Raw genomic sequence first — 25,670 nt, forward strand, 5'->3', positions numbered from 1 at the left:
CGGACCCGAGCCGTACCGGGTCAGCCCGCGGACACCCGGAACACGGGCCACCCGATCTCGGTGCGCCACGCGGCCGGTTCGCGCGTGTCCCGCGGACCGACCAGGTAGCGCTCCCGCACCGGCCCGGCCACCGCGAGCGCGTTGTCGACCACGCAGGCGCCGACCTCCCCGTAGGTGACGTCGACGTCGTCGTGGTCGCCGACGTGGGTCGCGACGGCGAGCTCGACGGCGGGGAGCGTCACCGGGTGCACGCGGCCGCTGCGGGGCGGCTGCGCCGTCGGCCGGTACACGAGGACGTGGCCGTGGACGCTCGTGAACAGACCGGCGTCGTACAGCCCGCCCGGCGCGCCGCTCGGCGCGCCGACCACCGCGTCCAGCTCGGCCATGGCGCCGGAGTACCAGGACAGGACGTCGTCGTGGTCCACGTCGTCCTCGACGGCGGCCACCGTGGTCGCCGGGACGGCGGCGCCGCACTGCGCACCGGCCGCCGTGGTCGTCGACGACGGCCGGACCTTCCGGGGGACCGAGGAGATCTCCGGCTTCCTGCGCCACGCCGGGGCCGCGTTCCGCTACACCACCGAGCTCGTCGGTGCCCGGCGCACCGACGACACCCGCTGGGTGGTCACCCAGCGGCTCGAGGGCGACTTCCCCGGCGGCGTGGTCGAGCTCGACCACCGCTTCACCCTGGCCGGCGGCCTCGTCGCCGAGCTGGTCGTCGTCCCGAGCCGGACTCAGGCGAGGCGCTCGGCGAGGAAGCGGTAGTGCACCGCCGCCATGTGGGCCGCCTGGGCGTTGTTCGCGGCGCCGCCGTGGCCGCCCTCGATGTTCTCGTAGTACGTGACGTCCTTGCCCGCGGAGAGCATGAGCGCGGCGAGCTTGCGCGCGTGGCCGGGGTGGACGCGGTCGTCCTTGGTCGACGTCGTGAAGAGCACCGGCGGGTACGCGCGGTCGCCGTCGAACAGGTGGTACGGCGAGAACGTGCGCAGGAACTCCCACTGGTCCGGGTCGTCCGGGTCGCCGTACTCGGCGGCCCACGACGCGCCGGCGAGGAGCTTCGTGTACCGCTTCATGTCGAGCAGCGGGACGCCCACGATCACCGCGGCGAACAGGTCCGGGTACTGCGTGAGCATGTTGCCCGCGAGCAGGCCGCCGTTGGACCGGCCCTCCATGCCGAGGTGCTCGTGCGTGGTGATGCCGCGCGCGACGAGGTCGCGGGCGACCGCGGCGAAGTCCTCGTAGGCCCGGTGCCGGTCGGCCTTGAGCGCGGCCTGGTGCCACGAGGGCCCGTACTCGCCGCCGCCACGGATGTTCGCGACGACGTACACGCCGCCCTGCGACAGCCAGGCGCGACCGAGCGCGCCCGAGTAGCCGGGCGTGAGGGAGACCTCGAAGCCGCCGTACCCGTACAGCAGGGTGGGGGCGGGACCGCCGCCCGACGGGGTGCCGCCGGCCGCGTCGTCGACCCCCGCTCCGCCCGCGACCAGGTCCGCGCGGCCGACGACGAAGTACGGGACGCGCGTGCCGTCGTCGGACGTGGCGAAGTGCTGGGCGACGGTCATGCCGGAGGCGTCGAAGAACGCGGGGTTGGACTTGAGCGGCTCGGGCGCGACGGCGTCCCCGGGGTGCTCGCCGAGGCGGACCAGCGACAGCGTGGTCGGCGTGAGGTAGTCGGTCGTGACGAGCCACAGGTCGTCCGTCTCGACGGGGTCGACCGCGCCGACGCCGATCGTGCCCAGCGCAGGCAGGCCCGGGATCTCGGAGCGCACCCAGGCGGCGTCCTCCGCCGTCTCCGCGGGCGGCGTGAGGACGTGGAGACGGTTCTTCACGTCGTCGAGCACGTTGACGACGAGGTGGTGGCGGGTCCACGTGGCGCCCGCGAGCGACGTCGTCGCCGTCGGCTCGAAGAGCACGGTGAAGCCACGGTCGCCGGCGAGGAAGTCGTCGAGCCGGGTGACGAGGAGCGACCCCGCGACGTACGTCGCGCCCCCGACCGTCCAGTCGTCACGCAGCTCGACGAGCATCCACTCGCGGCGCACGCCGACCTCGGCCGAGTCGGGGACGTCGATCTTCGTGAGGCGCTGCTCGGGCGTGCCGGGGGCCTCGGCGAGGTAGAGCTCGTCGGAGTAGAAGGCCTTGGAGCGGTGCACGAAGTCGCGCTCGAAGCCGGGCGTGTGCGAGCGCCACGCCGAGATGTACATGTCCTCGTCCGTGCCCTCGAACACCGTCACGGCGTCGGCGAGCGGTGTGCCGCGCGTCCAGCGCTTGACGACGCGCGGGTAGCCCGACGGCGTGAGCGTCCCCGGGCCGAAGTCGGTGAAGACGTAGACGGTGTCGGCGTCGACCCAGCCGAGCGACCCCTTCGCCTCGGCGCGGTGGAAGCCGCCCTCGGCGGGCTCGACGAACCGCTTCTCCACGAGGTCGAACTCGCGCGTCACGTCGGCGTCGGAGCCGCCGGGGGAGAGCTCGACGAGCGCGTGCCGCCAGGGCTCCCCGGCCGCGAGCTGCGCGGGCGTCGGGCGCAGGACGCTCGCGCCGTGCCACACCCAGCTCTCGCCCTCGCGCGCCGCGAGCGCGTCGAGGTCGAGCACGGTCTCCCACTCGGGGGCGTCCGTGCGGTAGGAGTCCACGGTCGTGCGGCGCCACAGGCCGCGCTCGTGGCGCGCGTCGCGCCAGAAGTTGTACAGGCGGTCGCCGATGAGGGAGACCTCGGGGATCTTCGCGTCGGAGTCGAGGACCTCGCGGATCGCCGCCTCGGTCGCGGCGAACGACTCGGGGACCTCGAGCGTCGCGGCGACCTCGGCGTTGCGGGCCCGCACCCAGGCGAGGGCCTCGTCGCCCTCGACCTCCTCGAGCCACAGGTACGGGTCGGTGTCGGTGGTCGCAGGGGTGATCGCGTCCGTCACGTGCTCGGCTGTCATGGGACCCCACCCTACGGCGACGGTCCGGGACGGGACCAAAGACCTGTGTTCGCCGCGACACGCGCGGGCCCTTGCCGCCGCCCGCGGCTTGTGAAAGTCTTCACAAGTAGAGACCGCCGAAGGAGCCGGGGCATCCGGCCCTGGCAGCACCCGCGGCCCGTCGCCCGGTCCGACCGGGCTCCGGAGGGGACGCATGAGCGCGAAGGGCACGAGCACGAAGGTCGCCGAGACCCGTCAGGACGAGATCCGCACCCGCACGACCGAGGAGATCGACGTCCTCGTCGAGCGGGCCCGCAAGGCCCTCGACCGGTACATGAGCCTCACGCAGGAGGACGTGGACCGGATCGTCCTCAAGGCGTCCGTGGCGGGGCTGAGCAAGCACGGCCACCTGGCGCAGATGGCCGTCGCCGAGACCGGCCGCGGGGTCTTCGAGGACAAGGCGACGAAGAACATCTTCGCGTGCGAGCACGTGCCGAACTCGATGGCCCGGCTCAAGACCGTCGGGGTCGTCGGCCGCGACGAGCTGACGGGCGTCGTCGAGATCGCGGAGCCCGTCGGCGTCGTGTGCGCGGTCACCCCGGTGACCAACCCGACGTCGACCACGATCTTCAAGTCCCTCATCGCGCTCAAGACGCGCAACCCCGTGGTCTTCGCGTTCCACCCGAGCGCGCAGCGCTCCTCGGTCGAGGCGGCGCGCGTCGTGCGCGACGCCGCCGTCGCCGCCGGCGCGCCGGACGACTGCATCCAGTGGGTCGAGCACCCGTCCATCGAGGCGACGAGCACGCTCATGCACCACCCCGGCGTCTCGCTCATCCTCGCCACGGGCGGCAACGGCATGGTCCGCGCCGCCTACTCGGCCGGGAAGCCGGCCCTCGGCGTCGGCGCGGGCAACGTCCCCGCCTACGTCGAGAAGAGCGCCGACCTCGGCCGCGCGATCAACGACGTCGTGATGTCCAAGGCGTTCGACAACGGCATGGTGTGCGCGTCCGAGCAGGCGCTCATCCTCGACGACCCGGTCTACGACGACGCGATGCGCGAGCTCGACCGGCTGCACGCCTACCGCGCGACGCCGCAGGAGAAGGCGATGCTCGAGCGCCTGATCTTCGGCGTCGAGGCGAGCGGCGCGAACTGCGCCGGGGCGAGGCTCAACCCGAAGGTCGTCGGGCAGTCGCCGGTGTGGATCGCGCGCGAGGCCGGCTTCGAGGTGCCCGACGACACGTCGATCATCCTCGCGGAGATCGACGACGTCGGGCCGCAGGAGCCCCTGAGCCGCGAGAAGCTCACGCCGGTCCTCGCCGTGCTGCGCGCGCGGGACACCGAGCACGGGATCACGCTCGCGGAGCGCATGGTCGAGCTCGACGGGCTCGGGCACTCGGCCGCGATCCACACGTCGGACGAGGCGCTCGTCGAGCGGTACGGGTCGCGCGTCAAGGCGGTGCGCGTGCTGTGGAACAGCCCGACGTCGCTCGGCGGCATCGGCGACATCTACAACGCGCTCCTGCCGTCGCTCACGCTCGGCTGCGGCAGCTACGGGGCCAACTCGGTGTCGAACAACGTCTCCGCGGTCAACCTCATCAACGTCAAGCGGATCGGGCGGCGCAACAACAACATGCAGTGGTTCAAGGTCCCCGCCAAGACCTACTTCGAGCCGAACGCGCTCCAGTACCTCGCCCAGATGCGCGACGTGCACCGCGTCACGGTCGTCACGGACAAGGTGATGAGCCGCATCGGCGTCGTGGACCGCGTGCTCGACGTCCTCGGCCGCCGCGAGGAGCGCGTCGCGATCCAGATCATCGACGACGTCGAGCCCGAGCCGAGCGTCGGGACCGTGAACCGCGGTGCCGAGTCGATGCGCGACTTCGAGCCGGACACGATCGTCGCGATCGGCGGCGGCTCGCCGATGGACGCCGCGAAGGTCATGTGGCTGCGCTACGAGCACCCGGAGATCGAGTTCTCCGACATGCGCGAGAAGTTCTTCGACGTGCGCAAGCGCGCGTACAAGTTCCCCGAGCTGGGGGAGCGGGCGAAGCTCGTGTGCGTCCCGACGTCGTCGGGCACGGGCGCCGAGGTGACGCCGTTCGCGGTCATCACCGACGAGGAGACGGGCTTCAAGTACCCGCTCGCCGACTACGCGCTCACACCGACCGTCGCGATCGTCGACCCTGTCCTCACCGAGACCATGCCGGCGAGGCTCGCCGCGGACTCGGGCTTCGACGCCCTGACCCACGCGACCGAGGCGTTCGTGTCCGTGTACGCGAACGACTTCACCGACGGCCTGTGCCTGCAGGCCATCAGGATGGTCTTCGAGAGCATCGAGGAGTCGGTCACGCGGGGCTCGGCCGCGCCCAGGGCGCGCGAGCGGATGCACAACGCCGCGACCATCGCGGGCATGGCGTTCGGCTCGGCGATGCTCGGCATCGTGCACGCCATGGCGCACACCGTCGGCTCGACGTTCCACCTCGTCCACGGTCGGACCAACGCGGTCCTCCTCCCGCACGTGATCCGCTACAACGGACAGGTCCCGACCAAGCTCACGAGCTGGCCGAAGTACGAGCGCTACGTCGCCCCGGAGCGCTTCCAGCAGATCGCCCAGCACCTCGGCCTCCCGGCCGCCACGCCGGAGGAGGGCGTCGAGTCGTACGCCCGCGCCGTCGAGGAGCTGCGCGCGAAGGTCGGCATCGAGCCGACGTTCGCCGACCAGGGCGTCGACGAGAAGGCCTTCATGAGCCGCCTCGACGAGCTCGCGCTGCGCTCGTTCGAGGACCAGTGCGCGCCGGCGAACCCGCGCATGCCGGTCCTGGAGGACATGCGCGACATCCTCGCCGCCGCCTACCGCGGCACGAGCCGCGAGGAGGTCCGGGCCGCGCGCCTCGCGGCCGACCGCGCGCCGGCCGAGGAGGCCGTGCCGGCCGGCTGACCCGACCGCCGGCCGCAGGACACCGTGCCCGACGACGCGCGTCCCCTCGCGCCGTCGGGCACGGTCGTGCCCGGCCTCGGCTCAGGCGCCGTCGCCCGGCCGGACGAGGCCCGCCTCGTACGCGAGGACGACGAGCTGGACGCGGTTCGTGAGACCCACCTTGGTGAGCAGCGAGCGCACGTGGCTCTTCACCGTCGCCTCGGTGAGGTGCAGCTCGGCCCCGATCTCGCGGTTCGACAGCCCTCGCGCGACCGCGAGCAGCACCTCGCGCTCGCGCGGCGTCGCGGCGTCCAGCCCGGTGCTCCCGTCACCCCGGTCCGCGGCCCCGGCGAGCGGCGTGTGCCGCGCGAGCGCGACGTACGTCGAGATGATCCGTCCGGTCACCGCCGGGTCGAGGAGCGAGTCGCCCGCCCGCACGCGGTGCACCGCGTCGACGAGGACCTGCGGGTCCGTGTCCTTGAGCAGGAAGCCGGCGGCCCCGGCGCGCAGGGCCCCGTAGACGTACTCGTCGTCGTCGAAGGTCGTGAGGACGAGCGTGCGCACGCCCGCGAGGTCGGGGTCGGCGGCGATGCGCGCCGTCGCCCCGATCCCGTCGAGGCGCGGCATCCGCACGTCCATGAGCACGACGTCGGGACGCACCGCCCGCGCCATCGTGACCGCGGTCTCCCCGTCCCCCGCCTCCCCGACCACGGTGACGTCCGGCTCGTTGTCGAGGATCATGCGCAGCCCGAGGCGGATCGTCGCCTGGTCGTCGGCGACGACGACGCGCACGGGCCCGACCGCCGGCCCGGCCGGGGCCGCGCCGCTCACCGCACGTCCCGGGGGAGGGTCGCCTCGACGAGCCAGCCGCCGCGACCGTCCGGCCCCGCGCCGAGCTGCCCGCCGGCCGCGGCCGCGCGCTCGCGCATCGAGGACAGGCCGAAGCCGGTGCGGCCCGACGGGTCGTCGGGGAGCGGGGGGCCGGCGTCGTGGACGCGCACGCCGAGACGGGTGCCGGTGGCGGTCACCGTCACCGTGACGTCGGGGGCGAGGGAGTGCAGCAGCACGTTGGTCAGGGCCTCCTGGGTGATGCGGACGACGGCGAGACCGGTCTCGGCGCTCGTCGTCGGCCACGGTTCGGGCAGGGTGAGGGCGACGTCCCGGCCCGCGTCGGTGAGCCGGCGCGCCGCGGCGCGCAGCTGGTCGGCGGTGTCGTCGTCGGTCCCGGGCGTGGGCGCGAGCGTCGCGACGCCGCCGTCGAGCGCGTCCTCGCGGCGCAGCACGTGCACGACGGACCGCATCGACGTCAGGGCGCGCTTGCCCTCGTCGGTGATCCAGCGGACCGCCTCGCGCGGGGCCTCCGGCTGGTTCGCGGCGACCCGGTCGGCGGCCTGCGCGCGCACGACGATCGCCGACACGTGGTGCGCGACGACGTCGTGCAGCTCGCGCGCGATGCGGGTGCGCTCCGCGAGGACCGCGCGCTCCGCGAGCTCGGCCTGCAGGGCCTGGAGCTCGGCGTTGCGCTCGCCGAGCCGCTCCGAGGTGAGCGCGAGCCGACGGGCGAAGATCCCGGCCGCGACCGCGCCGAGCACGAGGGCCAGCGCGACGAGGACGTCGGACGGGGAGTGCCCGAGCCAGAGCTCCTGACGGGAGAAGACGCGGGGCGGGAGCGCGAGGGTGGGGCGGCCCAGGAGCAGCAGGGAGAACGCGGAGAGGCCCGCGGCGACGGCGGCGAGCGCCCAGGGGACGGCTCCCGAACGGGTCGCCGCGAACCCGGCGACCATCAGCGGGAGGAGCTCGAAGGGCGTCTGCATGACGGCGGGCAGGGCCAGCGGGTAGAGCATCACCGTGGACCAGAAGAGCAGACCGGGCGTCACGCGCCGCAGGGCGAGCGTGCCGACGATCCACACGCCGGCCACCCGGTAGGAGCCGGGGTTGCGCGGGTACCAGTAATCCCCCTGCTCCATGACCGTGACGACCGTGAACCACACGACGCCCACCGTGAGGGCGACCGCGAGGTCCTGTGCCCACACGGGCAGGCGGGAGGCGGACGGCACGGGCCCACGGTAGCGGGCGGCCCGCGCACCGCGGGACCGCCCCCGGACGGGCGTCGCCCGCCCGGTCCTCAGCCCGGGGGCGGAGGGCGGCGGGCCGGCGCCAGCCCTCGGTCGAGGCGCGTGACGGCACCTCGGGCCGATGCCCGGGGCCCGCGGTGCGCGCGAGGGTCGGAACCATGCACACGATCCCCGAACGTGCCCCCGTCCTCCGGCGGCGCGCCGCCCGGCGCGTCTACGCCGGATCCGTCGTGGCGGGCCTCGCCGCGTGCGCGGTCGCGGTCGTCCAGCTGGTCTCCCCGCCGCCCGGGGACCGGGCACCCGGCCCGGTGACGCCGACGGTCGACGAGGCGCCGGCCCCGGTCGACGGGCTCGACCCGGAGCTGCAGCGGCGGTTCGACGAGGCGCGGGCCGCCGCGGCCGAGGACGGCGTCGACCTGTGGATCACGTCCGGGTGGCGGACCGCCGACGAGCAGCAGGAGCTCGTCGACGACGCGGTCGAGCGTCATGGGTCGGTCGCGGAGGCGCGGCGCTGGGTCCTGCCGCCCGCGACGTCGGAGCACGTCGCGGGCGCGGCGGTCGACGTCGGGCCGACCGAGGGGGCGTACTGGCTCCAGCAGCACGGTGCGGCCTTCGGGCTGTGCCAGACGTACGCGAACGAGGTGTGGCACTATGAGGCCGCGACCGAGCCGGGCGGCACGTGCCCGGCGATGCACGAGGACGCGTCGCACGGCTGGTGACGCGTGGCGCGCGTGTCGGCGGTCCGCGCGATGATGTGCGGGTGACCGAGAGCACCGACGCGACCGACCGACCGTCCGGCGACCCGACCGGCCCCTCCCGTCCCGGCGTCCTCGAGGCCGGGTCCGCGGCCGAGGTCGACGAGGCGACGGCCCAGCGCCGCTGGTCGGAGCTCGTCGCCCAGATCGAGGCGGACCAGCGCGCGTACTACGAGGAGGACCAGCCGGTGTCCTCGGACGCCGAGTACGACGCGCGGATGCACGAGCTCCAGGCGCTCGAGGCCGCCCACCCGGCGCTGCAGTCGCCCGAGTCGCCGACGCAGCGGGTCGGGGGCAGGGCCGCTGCCGGCTTCGCGACCGTCGAGCACCTCGAGCCGATGCTGTCCCTCGACAACGCGTTCAGCGCCGAGGACCTCGCCGCCTGGGCCGCGCGCGTGCACCGCGACCTCGGCGTCGCGCCGGACGCCGGCGTGGAGTACCTGTGCGAGGTGAAGATCGACGGTCTCGCGATCGCCCTCCTGTACGAGAAGGGCCGGCTCGTGCGGGCCGCGACCCGCGGTGACGGACGGACCGGCGAGGACGTCTCGGCCAACGTGCGGACCATCGGGTCGATCCCGCAGCAGCTCGCGGGCGACCCCGCCACGCACCCCGACGTCATCGAGATCCGCGGCGAGGTCTTCCTGGGGGTCGCCGACTTCGCGGCGCTCAACGAGAGCCTCGTCGCCGCGGGCCAGGCGCCGTACGCCAACCCGCGCAACACCGCGGCCGGGTCGCTGCGGCAGAAGGACCCGGCCGTCACCGCGAGCCGCAACCTGCGGATGTACGCGCACGGCGTCGGGGCGCTGCAGTGGGAGGCGGGCGAGCACGCCGAGCTGGGGCGGCAGTCCGACGCCTACGCCCTGTTCGAGCAGTGGGGTGTCCCCGTCTCGCCGCACAACCGGGTGGTCTCGGGCCTCGACGAGGTGATGGAGCGGATCGCGTACTTCGGCGAGCACCGGCACGACATCGAGCACGAGCTCGACGGCATCGTCGTGAAGGTCGACGAGCTCGCGCTCCAGCGCCGGCTCGGCGCGACGAGCCGGGCCCCGCGCTGGGCCATCGCCTACAAGTACCCGCCGGAGGAGGTCAACACGCGCCTCCTCGCGATCCAGGTCGGTGTCGGCCGCACCGGGCGCGCGACGCCGTACGCCGTCATGGAGCCGGTCAAGGTCGCGGGGTCCACGGTCCGTCAGGCCACGCTGCACAACCAGGACGTGGTGCGGGCCAAGGGCGTGCGCATCGGCGACATGGTCGTGCTGCGCAAGGCCGGGGACGTGATCCCCGAGATCCTCGGACCGGTCGCGGCGCTCGCGGACGACGGCTACCCGCGCGAGGACTTCGTCATGCCGGCGGAGTGCCCCGAGTGCGGGACGCCCCTGCGCCCCATGAAGGAGGGCGACGTCGACCTGCGCTGCCCCAACGCCGAGTCGTGCCCCGCGCAGGTCCGGGGCCGCGTCGAGCACATCGGGTCGCGCGGAGGCCTCGACGTCGAGGTGCTCGGCGAGGTCACCGCGGCAGCGCTCACCCGCCCGCTGGAGCCCGCCGAGCCGCCGCTCGCGACCGAGGCCGGCCTCTTCGAGCTCAGCGTCGAGCAGCTCGTGCCGATCCGCGTGGTGGTGCGGGACGCCGAGACCGGCCTGCCGCGCGAGTTCGACGGCACGGGCGAGCCCGCCGAGATCACGATGCCCGACGGCTCGACCGCGACCGTCAAGACGGTCTGGCCGTTCCGCAAGCGCCGCAAGCTGTCCAAGGCGGCCGAGCGGGAGGCGGTCGCGGCGGGGGAGCCGCTGTTCGAGGCGTCGACGAACGCCACGAAGCTCGTCGAGGAGCTCGAGCTCGCGAAGACCAAGGACCTGTGGCGCATCCTCGTGAGCCTCAACATCCGCCACGTCGGCCCCGTCGCCGCGCGGGCGCTCGCCGACTGGTTCGGGTCGCTCGACGCGGTCCGGGCCGCGTCGCGCGACGAGCTCGCGGCCGTCGAGGGCGTCGGCCCGGTCATCGCCGACCAGGTCGTCGAGTGGTTCACCGTCGGGTGGCACGTCGAGATCGTCGAGCGGTGGGCGGCCGCGGGCGTCCGGTTCGAGATCCCCGGTCACCCCGGCCCGGGGAAGGCCGAGGCGCCGTCGGGTCCGCTCGACGGCCTGACCGTCGTCGTGACGGGAGGGCTCGAGGGCTTCAGCCGCGACGGCGCGAAGGAGGCGATCGTCGCCGCCGGCGGCAAGTCCTCCGGCTCGGTCTCGAAGCGGACCGACTTCGTCGTGGTCGGCGAGAACGCGGGCTCCAAGGAGACGAAGGCCCGCGACCTCGGCCTGCCGATCCTCGACGAGCCCGGTTTCGTCGCGCTCCTCGAGGGCGGGCCGGCGGCGGTCGCGGACCTCGTGGGCGCGGCGTCGGAGGACGGCGCACCGTCCGCCGAGTCCGCGGAGGACGCCGGCTGAGGGGCCCTCCCGGTCCGTCACCGGGCCGTGCCCGGACGTCGCTCACGCCGTGGCGGGACCGGCCGTGGCGGGACCGCCCGGACGGCGTGCGACCAGCGCGCGCAGCGCGGCGTGCTGCTCGGCCGTGGCGGGCAGCGAGGGGCCGCGCGGCGGCGCGGTCTGCTCGCCCAGCGCGCTCGCGAGAGCGTGCAGCCCGCTCACCGGGCGGGCCGCCGCGAGCGCGCGGGCGACGTCGAGCAGCCACCGCCGCGACGCCTCGCCGGCCGCGGTGGGCGCGCCGTCGACCCGCTCCCGGCGCACCGTGGCGTACTCCGCCGGGGCGAGCGCCGCGATCCCGCTGTGCCACGCGTCGGCCGCGGGCGCGCCGTCGAGGAGCGGGACGTCACCGCTGAGCCCCACGTCCAGGCCGAGCCCGCGCGCCGCGTCGCGCAGCTCGGCGACGCGGCCGGCCGGGCGCGCGGGCAGCACCGCGGGGTCCTTCACCGCGACGACGCGCGCGGTCTGCGCGAGGCGGGTCAGGACGTCGGCGGAGACGTCGTACCCCGTCTGGAGCGGCTTGTTGTAGAAGCACACGCGCAGGTCCGCGGCGTCCGCCGCGGCCCGGAAGAGCGCGACCACCTCGTCGTCGACGAGCGGCACGTACGCGAACGGCGTCAGGACGATCCCGGCGGCACCGCCGGCCCGCGCCGCGCGGGCGTGCCGGACGACGTCGCGGGTCGACGGGGCGCTCACGGCGACGTGCACGGGGAGCGGCCCGCCCGGTGCGTCGGCGGCCGCCTCGACCGCGGCCCGGACGACGGCGTCGCGCTCGACGGCGTCGAACGTCACGCCGGCGCCCGACGTCGCGAGCACCGTGACGGCGTCCGCCCCGGCGGACCCTGCGCCACGGACGAGGCGGGCGAGCGCGGCGAGGTCCGGGACGTCGTCGGGCGTGAGCGGGGTGAGGGGGTAGGGGACGAGCCCGCGGAAGGTCACGGGTCGAGGGTAGCGACGGGACGCGGCCGCGGACCGGTGCGTCCGGCCGGACGGCTCAGCGCCGCCCGACCGCTCAACGCGCCGCCCGACCGCTCAGCGCGCCGCCCGACCGCTCAGCGCGCCGCCCAGAGGATCCCGCGCTCGACGATCGTCCGGACGGCCGGGACCTCGAGGTCGGCGAGCTGGTGGCCCGCCGTGGAGACGAAGACGCGACCCTCGCCCCAGTGCCGCGTCCAGACGGCGGGGCACACGACGGGCTCGTGCCACGGGTCGCCGGCACGTGGGTGGATGGTGGTCGTCGCGAGGACGTCGTTGTACGAGTCGGCCAGGACCCAGTACTGCTCGGAGTGCAGCGAGATGGTGCTGTCGAGGCCCGCGACGATCTCGTGGTCGGCGCGCTCCGGCACGATGTCCACCGTGTGGTCGAGGAGGTCGTGCGCGTGGGCGGCGAACTGGCCGCCGACCATCTGCAGGTAGTCGGTCGCGAGGCGGAACGAGTCGACGATGCCGCCGTGCCAGCCGGCGAAGCCCGTGCCGTTCGCGACGGCGGTGCGCAGGCCGCGCATCTCGTCGGGGAGGATCTCGCCCATCGTCCAGCACTGGACGACGAGGTCGAGGTCGGTCATGAACTGCGTGTCCGCGTAGGCCTCGAGCGAGCCCTCGAGCGTGACGTCGAAGCCCGACGCCTCCAGGAACGGGACGAACAGCTCCGCCGCCTCCTCGGGCGCGTGCCCGGGCCAACCGCCCCGGACCACCAGCGCCCGACGGTCCCGCTCGGTCATGAGTCCTCCTCGTGCATCGTCACACTCGTCGTCTCGGCGGTCGCCCTCGTCGGCACCGGCCGACGACCGACGGCTCAGCCGACGAGCGCGTCGATCGCTGCGGGAGAGAGTACGTGATCGACCGCCATGGCGCTGGCACCGAGCACCCCGGCCTGGCCCCGGGCCTGCGACGTGACGATGCGCAGGTGCTGCGTCGCCAGGGGGAGCGACCGCTGGTACACGATCTCCCGGATGCCGGCGATCAGGTGCTCGCCGGCCTCGGCGACGATGCCGCCGATGACGATGAGGGAGGGGTTCAGCAGGCTCACGCACGCCGCGAGCACGGAGCCGATGTCGCGACCGGCCTGGCGCACCGCCTGGCTCGCCGTGAGGTCGCCCGCGCGGACGAGCGCCACGACGTCGGCGCTGGTGCGCGCGTCGAGCCCGGCGGCCGTGAGGATGCTCGCGACGGACTGCCCGCTGGCGACGGCCTCGAGGCACCCGACGTTGCCGCACCGGCACGGGACGTCCGCCGCGCTGGGCACCGCGACGTGGCCGATGTCCCCGGCGGCGCCCTGCGCGCCGCGTCGCAGCTCGCCGTCGGCGATGATGCCCGAGCCGATGCCGGTCGCGACCTTGACGAAGAGCATGTCGGTGACCTCGGGCCAGGCCGTGCGGTGCTCGCCGAGGGCCATGATGTTCACGTCGTTGTCGACGAGCACCGACGCGTCGAAGCGCTTCGCGAGGATGCCCGGCACGTCGACGTCGTCCCACGACGGCATGATCGGCGGGTTGATGGGCCGGCCCGTGGAGTGCTCGACCGGGCCCGGGAGGCCCACGCCGACGCTCACGAGGTCGTCGACGCTGCGGCCGGTCGTCGCGACGAGCTTCTCGCCCGTCTCCGCGACCCAGGAGAGGACGACGTCCGGTCCGTCGGCGATCGCGAGCGCGGCGTCGGTCTCCGCGAGCACGTTGGACGCGAGGTCCGTGACGGCCAGGCGCGCGTGGGTGGCCCCGAGGTCGACGGCGAGCACGATGCGGGCACCGGGGTTGAACGCGAAGGTCACGGGCGGGCGTCCGCCCGTCGAGCTCGCCTCGCCGGCGGGGGCGATGAGGCCCGAGGACATGAGGAGGTCGATCCGGGCCGCGATCGTCGACCGGGCCTGTCCGGTGATCGACGCGAGGTCTGCTCGCGTGCGCGGCTGGCCGTCCCGGAGCAGCTGGAACATGTCTCCGGCGCCCGTCGGACGCGGTGCGAACTTCAGGAGCTCCTCCATGAGCACAGTGAACCACGAAGCCTCTCGACAGCCGTCCGTGTCGACGGCGACTCTGACGTCTTTTGCTTGACGATCGACAAAAGATACCCTACCGTCCGTCAGTACGGCGACACCGAGGTCGCCGCGCTCCGGGACCCGCTCGTCCGGCCCCGTAGCCCGCTGCCGCACCGTCGCCGCACGAACGGCTCGAACCGCCGAGGTCGAGGCCTCCCACCCCAGCATCCGCGCGCGTCCCGCCGTCCCGGTGGGCCTCCTCCGCGGCAGCCGCGGATCGTGCAGCCGGCCGACCCCAGAGAACTTTTGTCGGTAACAGTCCGGTAACGCGGGTGAATCTCCGGGACTTATGATTGACGCTCGGCAAAAGATGCCCTAGGTTCAGCCACATGGTCAGAGCAGACCCCCACCAGCCTTTCCTGCAGATGCAGGGCATCGTCAAGGTCTTCCCCGGAGCGCGAGCGCTCGACGGGGTGGACCTCGAGATCCTCCCCGGTGAGGTCCACTGCCTCCTCGGTCAGAACGGTGCCGGCAAGTCCACCCTCATCAAGGTGCTCGCCGGCGCCCATCAGCCGACCGAGGGGCAGATCCTCCTCGACGGGGAGCCCATCAGCATCTCCGACCCGGTCGCCGCGCTGCGGCACGGGGTCGCGACGATGTACCAGGAGCTCGACGTCGTGGACGGCCTGACCGTCGCCGAGAACGTCTACCTGGGCCACGAGCTGTCCACGCTCGGGTTCTCCCAGCGCCGCGAGGCGGTGCGCAGCACGCGCGACATCCTCAAGCGGCTCGGTCACTCGGAGATCTCGCCGAGCCGGGAGGTCGGGAACCTGTCCGCGGCCGGGAAGCAGATCGTCTCGATGGCGCGGGCCCTGTCGCACGACGCGCGCGTCATCGTCATGGACGAGCCGTCCGCGGTGCTCGACTCCGAGGAGGTCAGCAACCTCTTCCGCGTCGTCAAGGAGCTCACGGCCGCGGGCGTCGCCGTCGTCTACATCTCGCACCGGCTCGAGGAGATCCGGGAGATCGGCGACCGCATCACCGTCCTCAAGGACGGGCGCACCGTGGCCCAGAACCTCCCGGTCTCCGAGACGCCGACGGCCAAGCTCATCACCCTCATGACGGGCCGGTCCGTCGAGTACGTCTTCCCGGACGCCACCGAGCACCCGGACGACGCCCCCGTCGTCCTGGACGTCGCGGGTCTGTCCCTGCGCGGCACGTTCGCCGACGTGAGCATGCAGGTCCGTGCCGGGGAGATCGTCGGGCTCGCGGGCCTCGTCGGCTCCGGGCGGTCGGAGATCCTCGAGACCGTCTACGGGGCACGCCGTGCGACCGCCGGTCGCGTCGAGGTCGACGGGCGCCGGCTGCGCGTCGGGTCGGTCGCCTCGGCCGTGGGCGCGGGGATCGGCCTCGCGCCCGAGGAGCGCAAGAGCCAGGGGCTCCTCCTCGACGAGCCGGTCTACCGCAACGTCACGCTCTCGACCTTCTCCCGGTTCGCCAAGGGAGGCTTCCTCGACGAGCGCGCCGAGCGCCGCGCGGCGAAGGAGCAGGCCGACTCGCTCGAGCTGCGCCCCACCGGCGTGGACCGCCCCATCCGCACGCTCTCGGGCGGGAACCAGCAGAAGGCGATGCTCGCCCGGTGGCTCGTCCACGGGTGCCGCGTCCTGCTCCTCGACGAGCCCACGCGCGGCGTGGACGTCGGGGCCCGCGCGGAGATCTACGCCCTGATCCGCCGCCTCGCCGCCGAGGGCGCCGCCGTCGTCGTCGTCTCGAGCGAGATCCCCGAAGTCCTGGGTCTGGCGGACCGCGTCCTCGTCATCTCCGAGGGCCGCGTGGTGCACGAAGGACCCACCGCAGCGATCGACGAGCACCAGGTGCTCGACATGGTCATGGAAGGAAGTGTCGCGTGAGCGAGCAAAGGGTGTCGGCATCGACGCCGACCGCGGACGAGTCGGCCCGCGTCGAGAAGCAGGACGCGGCGAGCGGCTCGCGTCGCGGCGGCCTCCTGTCAGGAGCAGCGGGACGCAACGTGGGTCTGGTCGTGGCCCTGCTCCTCCTGTGCGTCGTGGGCTTCGCGACGGCGGGGGAGCGCTTCGCGAGCGTCAGCAACCTCATGACCATCCTCAGCCTGGGCTCCGTCCTCGGCGTGGTGAGCATCGGGATGACGTTCGTCATCACGACGGGCGGCATCGACCTGTCGGTGGGTTCCGTGCTCGGTCTCGCCTCGGTCTGGGCGACGACCCTCGCGACCCAGTCGTACGGCTGGCCCGTCATGCTCCTCTGCGCGGTCGCCGTCGGCCTCTGCGCCGGCCTCATCAACGGCGTGATCATCGCCTACGGGCGGGTCGTGGCGTTCATCGCGACGCTCGCGATGCTCGTCGCCGCACGCGGTCTCGCCGAGCTCATCGCGCAGCGGCGCACGCAGATCGTGGACGTCCAGCAGTTCAACGACGTCTTCAAGGGCAACCTCCTCGGCGTCCCGAAGATCGTCTGGATCTTCGCGCTCGTCGCCGTGCTCGGCTGGTTCCTGTTCAACCGCACGACGTTCGGCCGCCGGACCGTCGCGGTGGGCGGCAACCCCGAGGCCGCGCGCCTCGCGGGCATCAAGGTCAAGCGTCACCTCATGTACGTGTACGCGCTGTCCGGGCTCACGGCGGGCATCGCCGCGGTGATGATCCTCGCCCGCACGAGCGCCGGCGCCTCGACCAACGGTCTGCTCCTCGAGCTCGACGCCATCGCCGCGGTGGTCGTCGGCGGCACGCTCCTCGTGGGCGGCCGCGGCACGATCGTCGGCACGGTCCTGGGCGTCCTCATCTTCACGACGCTCACCAACGTGTTCATCCTCAACGACGTCGACAGCTCGGTCCAGCAGATCGTCAAGGGGGCCATCATCGTCGGCGCGGTCCTGCTCCAGCAGCGCCTCGTCCGCCGGACATGACGCCCCGGCGTCGTCCTCGCACCACCCACCCCGTTCTCAAGCACCACCCGCGTAGTCCCCGCTCCCAGCAGGACAGCATCGAAGGAGATCCCATGTCCGCACGCACCACCCTCCGTCGCCGCATCACGATCGCGACGGTCTCCGCCGCGTCGATCGCGCTGATCGCCACGGCATGTACCTCGAACACCCCGGCCGAAGAGGACACGGCGGAAGGTGACGGCGGCGGCGGCACCAGCCAGGCCGTCTCCGACAACGACGCCGCGGGCGAGGAGGTCGTCATCGGCTTCTCGGCCCCTGCCGCCGACCACGGCTGGATGGGCGCCATCACGGCGGCCGCCCGGGCCGAGGCGGAGAACTACGAGGACGTCGAGCTCCGCGTCGCCGAGGGCACGAACGACGTCAACGTGCAGATCAGCCAGATCGAGGGCTTCATCAACGACGGCGTCGACGCGATCGTGCTCCTGCCGTTCGACGGCGCGGCCCTCACCGACGTCGCGACGCAGGCGATGGAGGCCGGGATCCCGGTCATCAACGTGGACCGCGAGTTCTCCAGCCCGTTCGCCGCCCGCTCGACGGTCCTCGGCGACAACTACGGCATGGGCGTGTCCGCCGGCACCTACATCTGCGAGCAGCTCGGCGACAACCCCGACGCCGTCGTGGCCGAGATCCAGGGCATCGCGTCGCTGCCGCTCACGCAGGACCGCAGCCAGGGCTTCGCGGACTCGCTGTCCGACTGCGGCCTCGAGGTCTCGACGCAGGTCCAGGGCGACTTCACCGTCCAGGGCGGCGAGGCGGCGACGGCAAACCTGCTGCAGGCCGAGCCGGAGATCGACGCCATCTGGAACCACGACGACGACCAGGGCGTCGGCGTGCTCTCCGCGATCGAGAACGCGGGCCGCGACGAGTTCTTCATGGTCGGCGGCGCCGGCTCCAAGCAGGTCATGGAGCACATCGAGGCCGGCGACTCGGTCCTCCAGGCCACCGTCGTCTACCCGTCCACGCAGGCCGCGGACGGCATCAAGCTCGCCCGTCTCGTCGCGCACGAGAAGAACATGAGCGACCTCGCGTCGTCCGGCGTGCCGCGCACGGTCCAGCTCTTCGCCCCGGTCGTCACCGCGGACAACGTCGAGCAGTACCTGCCGACCGCGTTCGACTCCTGAGGTCGGAGCCAGACCAGCAGCACGCGGACCGCGCCCACGGTCCGCCCGGGCGGGAGCCCGGCCGGACCGTGGGCGCGCGCACGGAAGGGAACGTCATGGCAGACAGCAACGGCGCGCAGCTCGGCGTCGGCATGGTCGGGTACTCGTTCATGGGGGCAGCGCACTCGCAGGCATGGCGTACCGCCCCCCGGTTCTTCGACCTCCCCCTCGAGCCGCGCATGCGCGTCCTCGGCGGCCGCAACCCGGGAGCGGTCAAGGCCGCCGCGGAGCGCCTCGGGTGGGAGTCCACGGAGACGAGCTGGCAGTCTCTCGTCGCCCGGGAGGACGTCGACCTCGTCGACGTGTGCACCCCCGGCGACACGCACGCCGAGATCGCGATCGCCGCGCTCGAGGCGGGCAAGCACGTGCTGTGCGAGAAGCCGCTCGCCAACACCGTCGCCGAGGCGGAGCAGATGGTCGCCGCGGCGGAGGCGGCCGCGGCACGCGGCCAGGTCGCGATGGTGGGCTTCACCTACCGCCGCGTCCCCGCGATCCAGCTCGCGCGCCGGCTCGTCACCGACGGCCGTATCGGCACCGTCCGCCACGTGCGGGCCCAGTACCTGCAGGACTGGATCGCGGACGAGAACGCCCCGCTCTCGTGGCGTCTCGACAAGACGAAGGCCGGGAGCGGCGCGCTGGGGGACATCGGCGCGCACGTCATCGACCTCGCGCAGTTCATCACGGGCGAGCGGGTGACGAGCGTGTCGGGCCTGCTCGAGACCTTCGTGACCGAGCGTCCCGTCGCGACGGAGTTCACCGGCCTCACGGGCCAGGGCGGCGACGAGCGCGGGCCGGTCACGGTCGACGACGCCGCGATCTTCCTCGCGCGCCTGTCCGGTGGTGGCATCGGGACCTTCGAGGCGACCCGGTTCGCCTACGGGCGCAAGAACGCGATCCGCCTCGAGATCAACGGCTCCCGGGGATCGCTCGCGTTCGACTTCGAGGACATGAACGTCCTGCACTTCTTCGACGCGGCCGAGGACGCCGTGACGGCGGGCTTCCGGCGCATCGTCGTCACCGAGCCCGAGCACGCGTACGTCGGGAACTGGTGGCCGGCAGGGCACGGGCTCGGGTACGAGCACGCGTTCACCCACCAGGTGGTCGACCTCGTCGAGGCGATCGCGGCGGGCAGGCAGCCGGCACCGACGTTCGCGGACGGCCTCGCGGTCCAGCGCGTGCTCGACGCGGTCGAGCGCAGCGCGGCGTCCGGAGCCTGGGTCGAACCCTGATCGCACCGGTCCGGCGCCGAGAGGCGCCGGACCGGTCACCGCAAGCACCGGTTCTCCCGGGCCCGCGACGGTGCGGGCCGGGCGGACCGGTCGGACGAGAGGAGGTCGCGGGCCGCGACGCAGCGGCCACGACGGACGGGCCGGCACGGCCCGCCGACGGTCCCGGGACTCGGCACGCAGGCCGACGACGCCGCCCCGGGCGGAGCGCAGCACTGTTCCCCATCTCGACGAGGAGACCTTGTGAGAAACGTGCTTGGAGGATCGCGCGCCCGACGGCGCACGGTCGCGGCGGTGGCCGCGGCAGCGGTCGCTCTGCCCTTGACCCTGGCGACGGCGACGTCGGCCACGGCAGCCCCTTCATCCTCGAGCCCGATCGCGGCAGCGCCCGTGGCCGCGGCCGCGGAGACCGCCCCGTTCGACGTGCTCGTCTTCAGCAAGACCGCCGGGTTCCGCCACGGGTCGATCCCCGCGGGGATCGCGGCGATCCAGCAGCTCGGTTCCGACAACGGTTTCGAGGTGACGGCCACGGAGGACGCGGGCGCGTTCACCGACGAGAACCTCGCGCAGTACGAGGCCGTGGTGTGGCTCTCCACGACCGGCGACGTGCTCAACGACGACCAGCAGGCCGCGTTCGAGCGGTACGTCCAGTCCGGCGGCGGGTACGCCGGCATCCACGCGGCGTCCGACACCGAGTACGACTGGCCGTGGTACGGCGAGCTCGTCGGCGCCTACTTCAGCGCGCACCCGCAGAACCAGGACGCGACCATCAAGGTCGAGGACCACGTCCACGAGTCCACGGCGCACCTCCCGGCGCGCTGGGACCGCTTCGACGAGTGGTACAACTTCCGCACGAACCCGCGCGACTCGGTGCACGTGCTCGCGAGCCTCGACGAGACGACCTACTCCGCGGGCTCCGGCGCGATGGGCGCCGAGCACCCCACGGCCTGGTGCCAGGTGTACGACGGCGGCCGGTCCTGGTACACCGGCGGCGGTCACACGGACCAGTCGTACGCGGAGCCGGAGTTCCTGCAGCACCTGCTGGGCGGCATCCAGACGGCCGCGGGCGTCGTGCCCTCCGACTGCAACGCGACGCAGTCCGACAGCTACGAGATGGTGCCGCTGGACGAGAGCACGGCGAACCCGATGATGCTCGACGTCGCCCCGGACGGGACGGTGTTCTACGTCGAGCGCGACGGGCGCGTGCGCGTCATCGACCCGGCGACGAACCAGACGACCACGGCCGCGACGCTGGCCGTGACGCAGGCGAACGAGGACGGGCTCACAGGCGTGGTGCTCGACCCGGGCTTCGCCGAGAACGGCTGGGTCTACCTCTTCTGGTCGCCCCAGAACGTCGGGGCCGACGGCCCGCACAACCGGGTCTCGCGCTTCGACTACGACGCGACGTCCAAGACGGTCGACCTCGCGTCCGAGAAGGCCGTGCTCAAGATCCCGACGCAGCGCGAGACGTGCTGCCACGCGGGCGGCGACATGGTCTTCGACGCCGAGGGCAACCTCGTCATCGTGACCGGTGACAACACCAACCCGTTCGAGTCGGGCGGCTTCGCGCCGATCGACGAGCGTGCGGGGCGGCAGAACTTCGACGCGCAGCGCACGTCGGCGAACACGAACGACCTGCGCGGCAAGGTCCTGCGGATCCACCCGGAGGACGACGGCACGTACACGGTCCCCGAGGGGAACATGTTCGCGCCGGGCACCGCGCAGACGAAGCCCGAGATCTTCGCGATGGGCTTCCGCAACCCGTTCCGCATCGGCGTCGACCCCTCGACGGGCAACGTGCTCGTCGGGGACTACGGTCCTGACGCCGGCAGCGCCAGCGCGACGCGCGGCCCGGAGGGCACGGTCGAGTGGAACGTCGTGAGCGACCCGGGCTTCTACGGCTGGCCGTACTGCACCGGCGCGAACAACGCCTACGTCGACTACAACTTCGCCACGGGGCAGTCCGGCACCGCCTTCGACTGTGCCGCGGGCGTGGTGAACAACTCGCCCAACAACACGGGCCTGCAGCAGCTGCCGGGGGCGATCGAGGCCGAGGTCTGGTACGGCTACGGGGGCAACCCGAGCTTCCCGGAGATCGGCGGTGGCGGTGCGCCCATGGGCGGACCGGTGTACGACTACGACCCCGAGCTCGACTCCGACGTCAAGTGGCCGGCGTACTGGGACGGCAAGGCCCTGTTCGGCGAGTGGAACCAGGGCAAGGTCTACTCGTTCCAGCTCGACGGCGAGAAGCGTGACGACCTCGTCGACATCAACCGCGTGCTCCCGAAGATCTTCGACCCGTCGGCCGGCTTCGACCGGCCCATGGACTTCGACTTCGGGCCCGACGGCGCGCTGTACGTCATCGACTGGGGCTCGGGCTTCGGCGGCAACAACGACTCGAGCGGCGTCTACAAGGTCAGCTACGTCCAGGGCGACCCCGCCCCGATCGCCCGCGCGAGCGCGGACGTGACGAGCGGCGCTGCACCGCTGACGGTGCAGTTCTCCTCCGAGGGCACCCGCCACCCGGCGGGCGACCCCGTGACCCTGCAGTGGACCTTCGGCGACGGCTCGGAGCCGTCCACCGAGGCGAACCCGGTCCACACGTACACGGACAACGGCAGCTACACCGCCCAGCTGGTCGCGACCGACGAGAACGGCGCGACGGGCGTCGCGAACGTGACGATCGTCGTGGGCAACCAGGCACCGACCGTCTCCATCACGTTCCCGGAGAACGGCGGCTTCTTCGAGTGGGGCGACCAGGTGAAGTACGAGATCGCCGTGGACGACCCCGACGGGGAGGTCACGTGCGAGAACGTCACGCTGTTCACCTCGCTCGGCCACGACTCGCACGCGCACCCCATGGAGGAGCTCACGGGCTGCGAGGGCACGCTCCAGACGGCGCGCGACGAGGGCCACGGCATCGAGTCGAACATCTTCTGGGTGGTCGAGGCGATGTACACCGACGACGGCGGCGCCGTGGGCGTCCCGCTGTCGGCGAACGACCTGCAGATCCTCCAGCCGAAGCTGCTCCAGTCGGAGTTCTTCACGTCGACCGGTCGTCTCGAGGGCTCCACGAGCACGGGCGACCCGGGCGTGCAGACCGAGACGACGGCCGACACGGCGGGCGGCGGCCTCAACATCGGGTTCATCGAGCCCGGTGACTGGTGGGCGCACGAGCCGATCTCGCTCGCGGGCGTCGACTCGATCACGCTGCGTGCGGCGTCCCAGCCCGGCGGGAGCGTCTCGCTGCGCTGGAACGCCCCGGACGGTCCGGAGATCGGCAGCCTCACGGTTCCCGCGGGTGCCTGGCAGACGTACTCGGACATCACGGCCGAGCTGTCCGACGTCCCGTCGGGCAGCGGGACGCTCTACTTCGTCCAGACGACCGGGCAGTCGAACGTCAACTGGATGGTCGTCAACGGTCGCGGGGTCACGGACAACGTCCGTCCGTCGATCGACACGTTCGAGGTCACGCCGACGTCCGGCACCGCCCCGCTCACCGTCACGGCGACGGCGACGGCCACCGACCCGGAGGACGAGGCGGTCACGTTCGCCTGGGACGCCGGTCTCGGTGACGGCTTCGTCGACGGGACGGGCTCGTTCGAGGTCACGTACGACGAGCCGGGCGAGTACCGGCTCCAGGTCCGTGCGACCGACGAGCGCGGCGCGTACTCGGTCGAGTACACGACCGTGACGGTCGAGGCCGAGCAGACCGACCCGGGGATGTGCTTCTCGGGCCGCTCGGACGACTTCCTCGGCGCGGAGCTCGACGAGGACCGCTGGACGGTGCTCAACCGCGACCAGAACCTCGCCGTGCGCGACGGTCACGTCGTCCTCCCGACGACCGCGACCGACTTCTACGGGACGAACAACACGACGGTGCCCAACCTGGTGCTCCAGGACCTGCCGGACGGGCCGTTCACGGCCACGGCCAAGCTGACGCTGCCGGCACGCCAGCAGTACCAGCAGGCGGGTCTCGTCATCTGGGAGGACCAGGACAACTACGCGAAGATGGTGCTCCAGGGTCGCTCGGCCTCGGCCGACGCGGCGACGCGCATCTTCCAGTTCATCCGCGAGGAGAACGCCCAGCCGAACGAGGTCGGGGAGTCCAACTCCGCGGCGCTCGGCGCAGCGTTCCCCGACACGGTGTACGTGCGGTTCGTCAGCGACGGGCAGAACCTCCGGGCGGCGTACTCGGCCGACGGCATCGACTTCACGACGATGCCGCAGACCAAGTCGGTCGCCGACCTGGAGAACGCGCAGATCGGCCTCGTGTCGCTCAAGGGCAACGGGACGGCGTCGCCGGTCCTGGACGCCCAGTTCGACTGGTTCCACATCACGCCCGACGACACGGCGACGGCCCCCGGGCCGGACGACGAGTTCGACGGCGACACGCTCGACGCGTGCCGCTGGACGGTCGTGAACGAGGACCCGACCGGGTACCGCGTGGCCGACGGATCACTGCAGATCGACACGACCCCGACCGACATCTACGGGACGGACAACCGACCCGTGCCGAACCTGGTGCTGCAGGACCAGCCGGGTGAGGAGTGGACGGTCGAGACCGTGGTCGACGGCTCGGCGCTGGACCGCCAGTACCAGCAGGGCGGTCTGCTCGTCTACGGCGACGACGACAACTACGTCAAGCTCGACTTCGTCGTCGACAACCAGGCGGGCCAGGCCAAGAACGCCCGGATCGAGCTGCGCAGCGAGGTGGGCGGCGTGGTGCAGAACCCGCAGCCGCAGGTGGGCAACCTCACCGACTCGGTGTGGCACCTGCGTCTCACGCGCTCCGGTGACACGTTCACCGGTGCGTACAGCGCCGACGGCACGACCTGGACCACGTTCGACGAGAGCGTGACCAACGCGCCGGCCGCCGACGCGCAGGTCGGTCTCTTCGCGCTCGGTGCCGCCGCCGACACCGGTGCCGCCGTGTCGTTCGCCCACTTCCGGGTGGTCGACGAGACCCAGCCCGACCCGCTCGCGGTCACCGTGACGGCCGAGCCGCGCTGCGTCGCCGGCAAGGTCTTCCTCGCGGTGCGGGCGACGAACGACGACGAGGTGCCGCTCGCGGTGTCCTTCGCGACCCCGTTCGGGTCCAAGTCGTTCGCCGACGTCGCCCCGGGCAAGGCCGCCTACCAGTCGTTCGCCGCACGAGCCGTCGCGGTGGACGCGGGGTCCGTGACGGTCACGGCCACCGACGCCGAGGGGAGGACGTTCTCCGAGACGGTGGAGCACACCGCTCTGAGCTGCTCCTGACAGGTTCCGGCGGGTCGGCGCACGTCGACCCGCCGGGCGACGCGCTCGCCGTGCGGGCGCACAGGGGTACGGGCGGTCCATCGGCCGGACCGCCCGTACCCTGCCCGCACGACGAGCACGACGGGGACCGTCCGCGGTCCTCGGCCCCGGCGCCCGGGTACCGGGCGCTCCGGCCCGGCGCCGGGGCACCCCGGGAGGCCCCACGGCCGACCGGCCCGCAGACCTCCGCACGACACGACGAGGAGACCACCCGATGTCCCGTTCCTCCCGGACCGCCGCGCGGCGGACACCGGCCCCGGCGGCACCCGTGGCCGCGGTCCGCACGCTCCTGACCGCGGTGGTGGGCGCCGCGCTCGTCCTCGCGGGCCTGGCGACGCCGGCGACGGCGCACGGCGGCGACGTCGTCATCTCGCTCGGGACCGACGGAGCGGGCGGCGTCTCGGCGAACCTCACCTACAAGATCGACGGCCACCCGGTGGAGGAGGCGGCCGACGTCTCCGTGACGGCGGAGTCGGACGCGGGGGAGACCGTCGGGCCGATCGCCCTGCGCTCCGCCTCGGAAGGGGTCGGCTGGTACGTCTCCGACCCCGGCGTGCTCGCGGAGGGCCACTGGGTCCTCTCGGCGACGATGACCGAGCCGGCCGAGGCGACCGCGACCGCCGAGGTCGACGTCGTCCCGCCCGCCGCGCCGCCGGCGTCCGCGGAGGACGACGCGAGCGCGACGGAAGCGGCCGAGGGGGACGCCGCCGCGGGGTCCGCGACCGGGTCCGACGCGGCCGCCGACCCCGCGGAGGACGACGCGGCGTCGTCCTCCGGCCCCGGTGCGCTCCTGTGGGCGCTGCTCGCCGCCGCCGTCGTCGCGGCCGGCGCGCTGGGCGTCGTCGTGGCACGGCGGCGCTCCCGGACCCTGACCAGCACGTCCACCCGGTGACCCCGGGCCGAACCGAGATCGACGAAGG

At 73.1% G+C, this 25,670-nt stretch carries 17 protein-coding genes; 10 read left to right on the forward strand and 7 right to left on the reverse strand.

Annotation, left to right across the window (positions count from 1 at the left end):
- Positions 1 to 20: 20 nt before the first annotated feature.
- Complete coding sequence (locus ACWPWV_RS12365) at positions 21 to 446, reverse strand: GyrI-like domain-containing protein (protein ID WP_454043276.1); 426 nt, start codon at positions 444 to 446, stop codon at positions 21 to 23.
- Position 447: 1 nt separating this feature from the next.
- On the opposite strand from ACWPWV_RS12365, the gene ACWPWV_RS12370 reads away from it, so the two are divergent.
- The gene (locus ACWPWV_RS12370) at positions 448 to 762 is read left to right on the forward strand and encodes a hypothetical protein (RefSeq protein ID WP_454043277.1); all 315 of its coding nucleotides are present in this window, start codon (positions 448 to 450) and stop codon (positions 760 to 762) included.
- Here the strand turns inward: ACWPWV_RS12370 and ACWPWV_RS12375 are convergent.
- Positions 732 to 2,918, reverse strand: coding sequence for a prolyl oligopeptidase family serine peptidase (locus ACWPWV_RS12375; RefSeq protein ID WP_454043278.1), 2,187 nt, complete (start codon positions 2,916 to 2,918; stop codon positions 732 to 734). The genes ACWPWV_RS12370 and ACWPWV_RS12375 overlap by 31 nt on opposite strands.
- A 193-nt stretch (positions 2,919 to 3,111) precedes the next feature.
- On the opposite strand from ACWPWV_RS12375, the gene adhE reads away from it, so the two are divergent.
- Complete coding sequence (gene adhE / locus ACWPWV_RS12380; protein WP_454043279.1) at positions 3,112 to 5,835, forward strand: bifunctional acetaldehyde-CoA/alcohol dehydrogenase; 2,724 nt, start codon at positions 3,112 to 3,114, stop codon at positions 5,833 to 5,835.
- 81 nt (positions 5,836 to 5,916) lie between these two features.
- Here adhE and ACWPWV_RS12385 read toward each other — a convergent pair whose 3' ends face one another.
- Together ACWPWV_RS12385 and ACWPWV_RS12390 are read right to left on the reverse strand one after the other, a co-directional pair.
- Entirely contained in the window at positions 5,917 to 6,645 is a 729-nt protein-coding gene (locus ACWPWV_RS12385) for a response regulator (RefSeq protein WP_454043280.1), read from the reverse strand.
- Positions 6,642 to 7,871, reverse strand: a complete 1,230-nt coding sequence (locus tag ACWPWV_RS12390; RefSeq protein WP_454043281.1) for a sensor histidine kinase — start codon at positions 7,869 to 7,871, stop codon at positions 6,642 to 6,644. The genes ACWPWV_RS12385 and ACWPWV_RS12390 overlap by 4 nt, the downstream gene beginning before the upstream one ends.
- 176 nt (positions 7,872 to 8,047) lie before the next feature.
- On the opposite strand from ACWPWV_RS12390, the gene ACWPWV_RS12395 reads away from it, so the two are divergent.
- Both ACWPWV_RS12395 and ligA read left to right on the forward strand, forming a co-directional pair.
- On the forward strand, positions 8,048 to 8,608 hold the full coding sequence (locus ACWPWV_RS12395) for a M15 family metallopeptidase (RefSeq protein WP_454043282.1): 561 nt from the start codon (positions 8,048 to 8,050) through the stop codon (positions 8,606 to 8,608).
- Positions 8,609 to 8,649: 41 nt separating this feature from the next.
- Entirely contained in the window at positions 8,650 to 11,082 is a 2,433-nt protein-coding gene (gene ligA / locus ACWPWV_RS12400) for an NAD-dependent DNA ligase LigA (protein ID WP_454043283.1), read from the forward strand.
- A 42-nt stretch (positions 11,083 to 11,124) separates the two neighbouring features.
- Here the strand turns inward: ligA and ACWPWV_RS12405 are convergent, their stop codons facing one another.
- The 3 genes from ACWPWV_RS12405 to ACWPWV_RS12415 all read right to left on the reverse strand — a co-directional run bounded on the left by ACWPWV_RS12405 (position 11,125) and on the right by ACWPWV_RS12415 (position 14,095).
- Positions 11,125 to 12,057, reverse strand: coding sequence for a dihydrodipicolinate synthase family protein (locus tag ACWPWV_RS12405; RefSeq protein WP_454043284.1), 933 nt, complete (start codon positions 12,055 to 12,057; stop codon positions 11,125 to 11,127).
- 113 nt (positions 12,058 to 12,170) lie between these two features.
- On the reverse strand, positions 12,171 to 12,839 hold the full coding sequence (locus ACWPWV_RS12410) for a ThuA domain-containing protein (protein ID WP_454043285.1): 669 nt from the start codon (positions 12,837 to 12,839) through the stop codon (positions 12,171 to 12,173).
- 74 nt (positions 12,840 to 12,913) lie between these two features.
- Positions 12,914 to 14,095, reverse strand: coding sequence for an ROK family protein (locus ACWPWV_RS12415; protein ID WP_454043286.1), 1,182 nt, complete (start codon positions 14,093 to 14,095; stop codon positions 12,914 to 12,916).
- A 383-nt stretch (positions 14,096 to 14,478) separates the two neighbouring features.
- Here ACWPWV_RS12415 and ACWPWV_RS12420 point away from each other — a divergent pair, with 383 nt between their 5' ends.
- From ACWPWV_RS12420 to ACWPWV_RS12445, 6 genes are all read left to right on the forward strand, one after another.
- Positions 14,479 to 15,999: a sugar ABC transporter ATP-binding protein gene (locus ACWPWV_RS12420; RefSeq protein ID WP_454043287.1), complete on the forward strand. Its 1,521-nt coding sequence runs from the start codon at positions 14,479 to 14,481 to the stop codon at positions 15,997 to 15,999.
- Entirely contained in the window at positions 15,996 to 17,027 is a 1,032-nt protein-coding gene (locus tag ACWPWV_RS12425; RefSeq protein ID WP_454043288.1) for an ABC transporter permease, read from the forward strand. The genes ACWPWV_RS12420 and ACWPWV_RS12425 overlap by 4 nt, the downstream gene beginning before the upstream one ends.
- A gap of 92 nt (positions 17,028 to 17,119) precedes the next feature.
- The gene (locus ACWPWV_RS12430; RefSeq protein ID WP_454043289.1) at positions 17,120 to 18,187 is read left to right on the forward strand and encodes a substrate-binding domain-containing protein; all 1,068 of its coding nucleotides are present in this window, start codon (positions 17,120 to 17,122) and stop codon (positions 18,185 to 18,187) included.
- 95 nt (positions 18,188 to 18,282) lie between these two features.
- A complete protein-coding gene (locus ACWPWV_RS12435; RefSeq protein WP_454043290.1) occupies positions 18,283 to 19,455 on the forward strand; it encodes a Gfo/Idh/MocA family protein in 1,173 nt (390 codons plus the stop codon).
- Positions 19,456 to 19,746: 291 nt separating this feature from the next.
- Positions 19,747 to 24,711 carry a ThuA domain-containing protein gene (locus ACWPWV_RS12440; RefSeq protein ID WP_454043291.1) on the forward strand — a complete coding sequence of 1,655 codons (4,965 nt, stop codon included), beginning with the start codon at positions 19,747 to 19,749 and terminating at the stop codon, positions 24,709 to 24,711.
- A gap of 253 nt (positions 24,712 to 24,964) precedes the next feature.
- Positions 24,965 to 25,642, forward strand: a complete 678-nt coding sequence (locus ACWPWV_RS12445) for a hypothetical protein (RefSeq protein WP_454043292.1) — start codon at positions 24,965 to 24,967, stop codon at positions 25,640 to 25,642.
- Positions 25,643 to 25,670 lie beyond the last annotated feature (28 nt).

It is taken from the genome of Cellulosimicrobium sp. Marseille-Q8652 (genome assembly GCF_965112045.1).

What these genes read in the sequence shown, in the direction of transcription:
- ACWPWV_RS12435 (WP_454043290.1), top strand. Translation starts at nt 18,283, where the DNA reads ATGGCAGACAGCAACGGCGCGCAGCTCGGCGTCGGCATGGTCGGGTAC.
- adhE (WP_454043279.1), top strand. Translation starts at nt 3,112, where the DNA reads ATGAGCGCGAAGGGCACGAGCACGAAGGTCGCCGAGACCCGTCAGGAC.
- ACWPWV_RS12395 (WP_454043282.1), top strand. Translation starts at nt 8,048, where the DNA reads ATGCACACGATCCCCGAACGTGCCCCCGTCCTCCGGCGGCGCGCCGCC.
- ACWPWV_RS12420 (WP_454043287.1), top strand. Translation starts at nt 14,479, where the DNA reads ATGGTCAGAGCAGACCCCCACCAGCCTTTCCTGCAGATGCAGGGCATC.
- ACWPWV_RS12445 (WP_454043292.1), top strand. Translation starts at nt 24,965, where the DNA reads ATGTCCCGTTCCTCCCGGACCGCCGCGCGGCGGACACCGGCCCCGGCG.
- ACWPWV_RS12430 (WP_454043289.1), top strand. Translation starts at nt 17,120, where the DNA reads ATGTCCGCACGCACCACCCTCCGTCGCCGCATCACGATCGCGACGGTC.
- ACWPWV_RS12415 (WP_454043286.1), bottom strand. Translation starts at nt 14,095, where the DNA reads ATGGAGGAGCTCCTGAAGTTCGCACCGCGTCCGACGGGCGCCGGAGAC.
- ACWPWV_RS12410 (WP_454043285.1), bottom strand. Translation starts at nt 12,839, where the DNA reads ATGACCGAGCGGGACCGTCGGGCGCTGGTGGTCCGGGGCGGTTGGCCC.
- ACWPWV_RS12375 (WP_454043278.1), bottom strand. Translation starts at nt 2,918, where the DNA reads ATGACAGCCGAGCACGTGACGGACGCGATCACCCCTGCGACCACCGAC.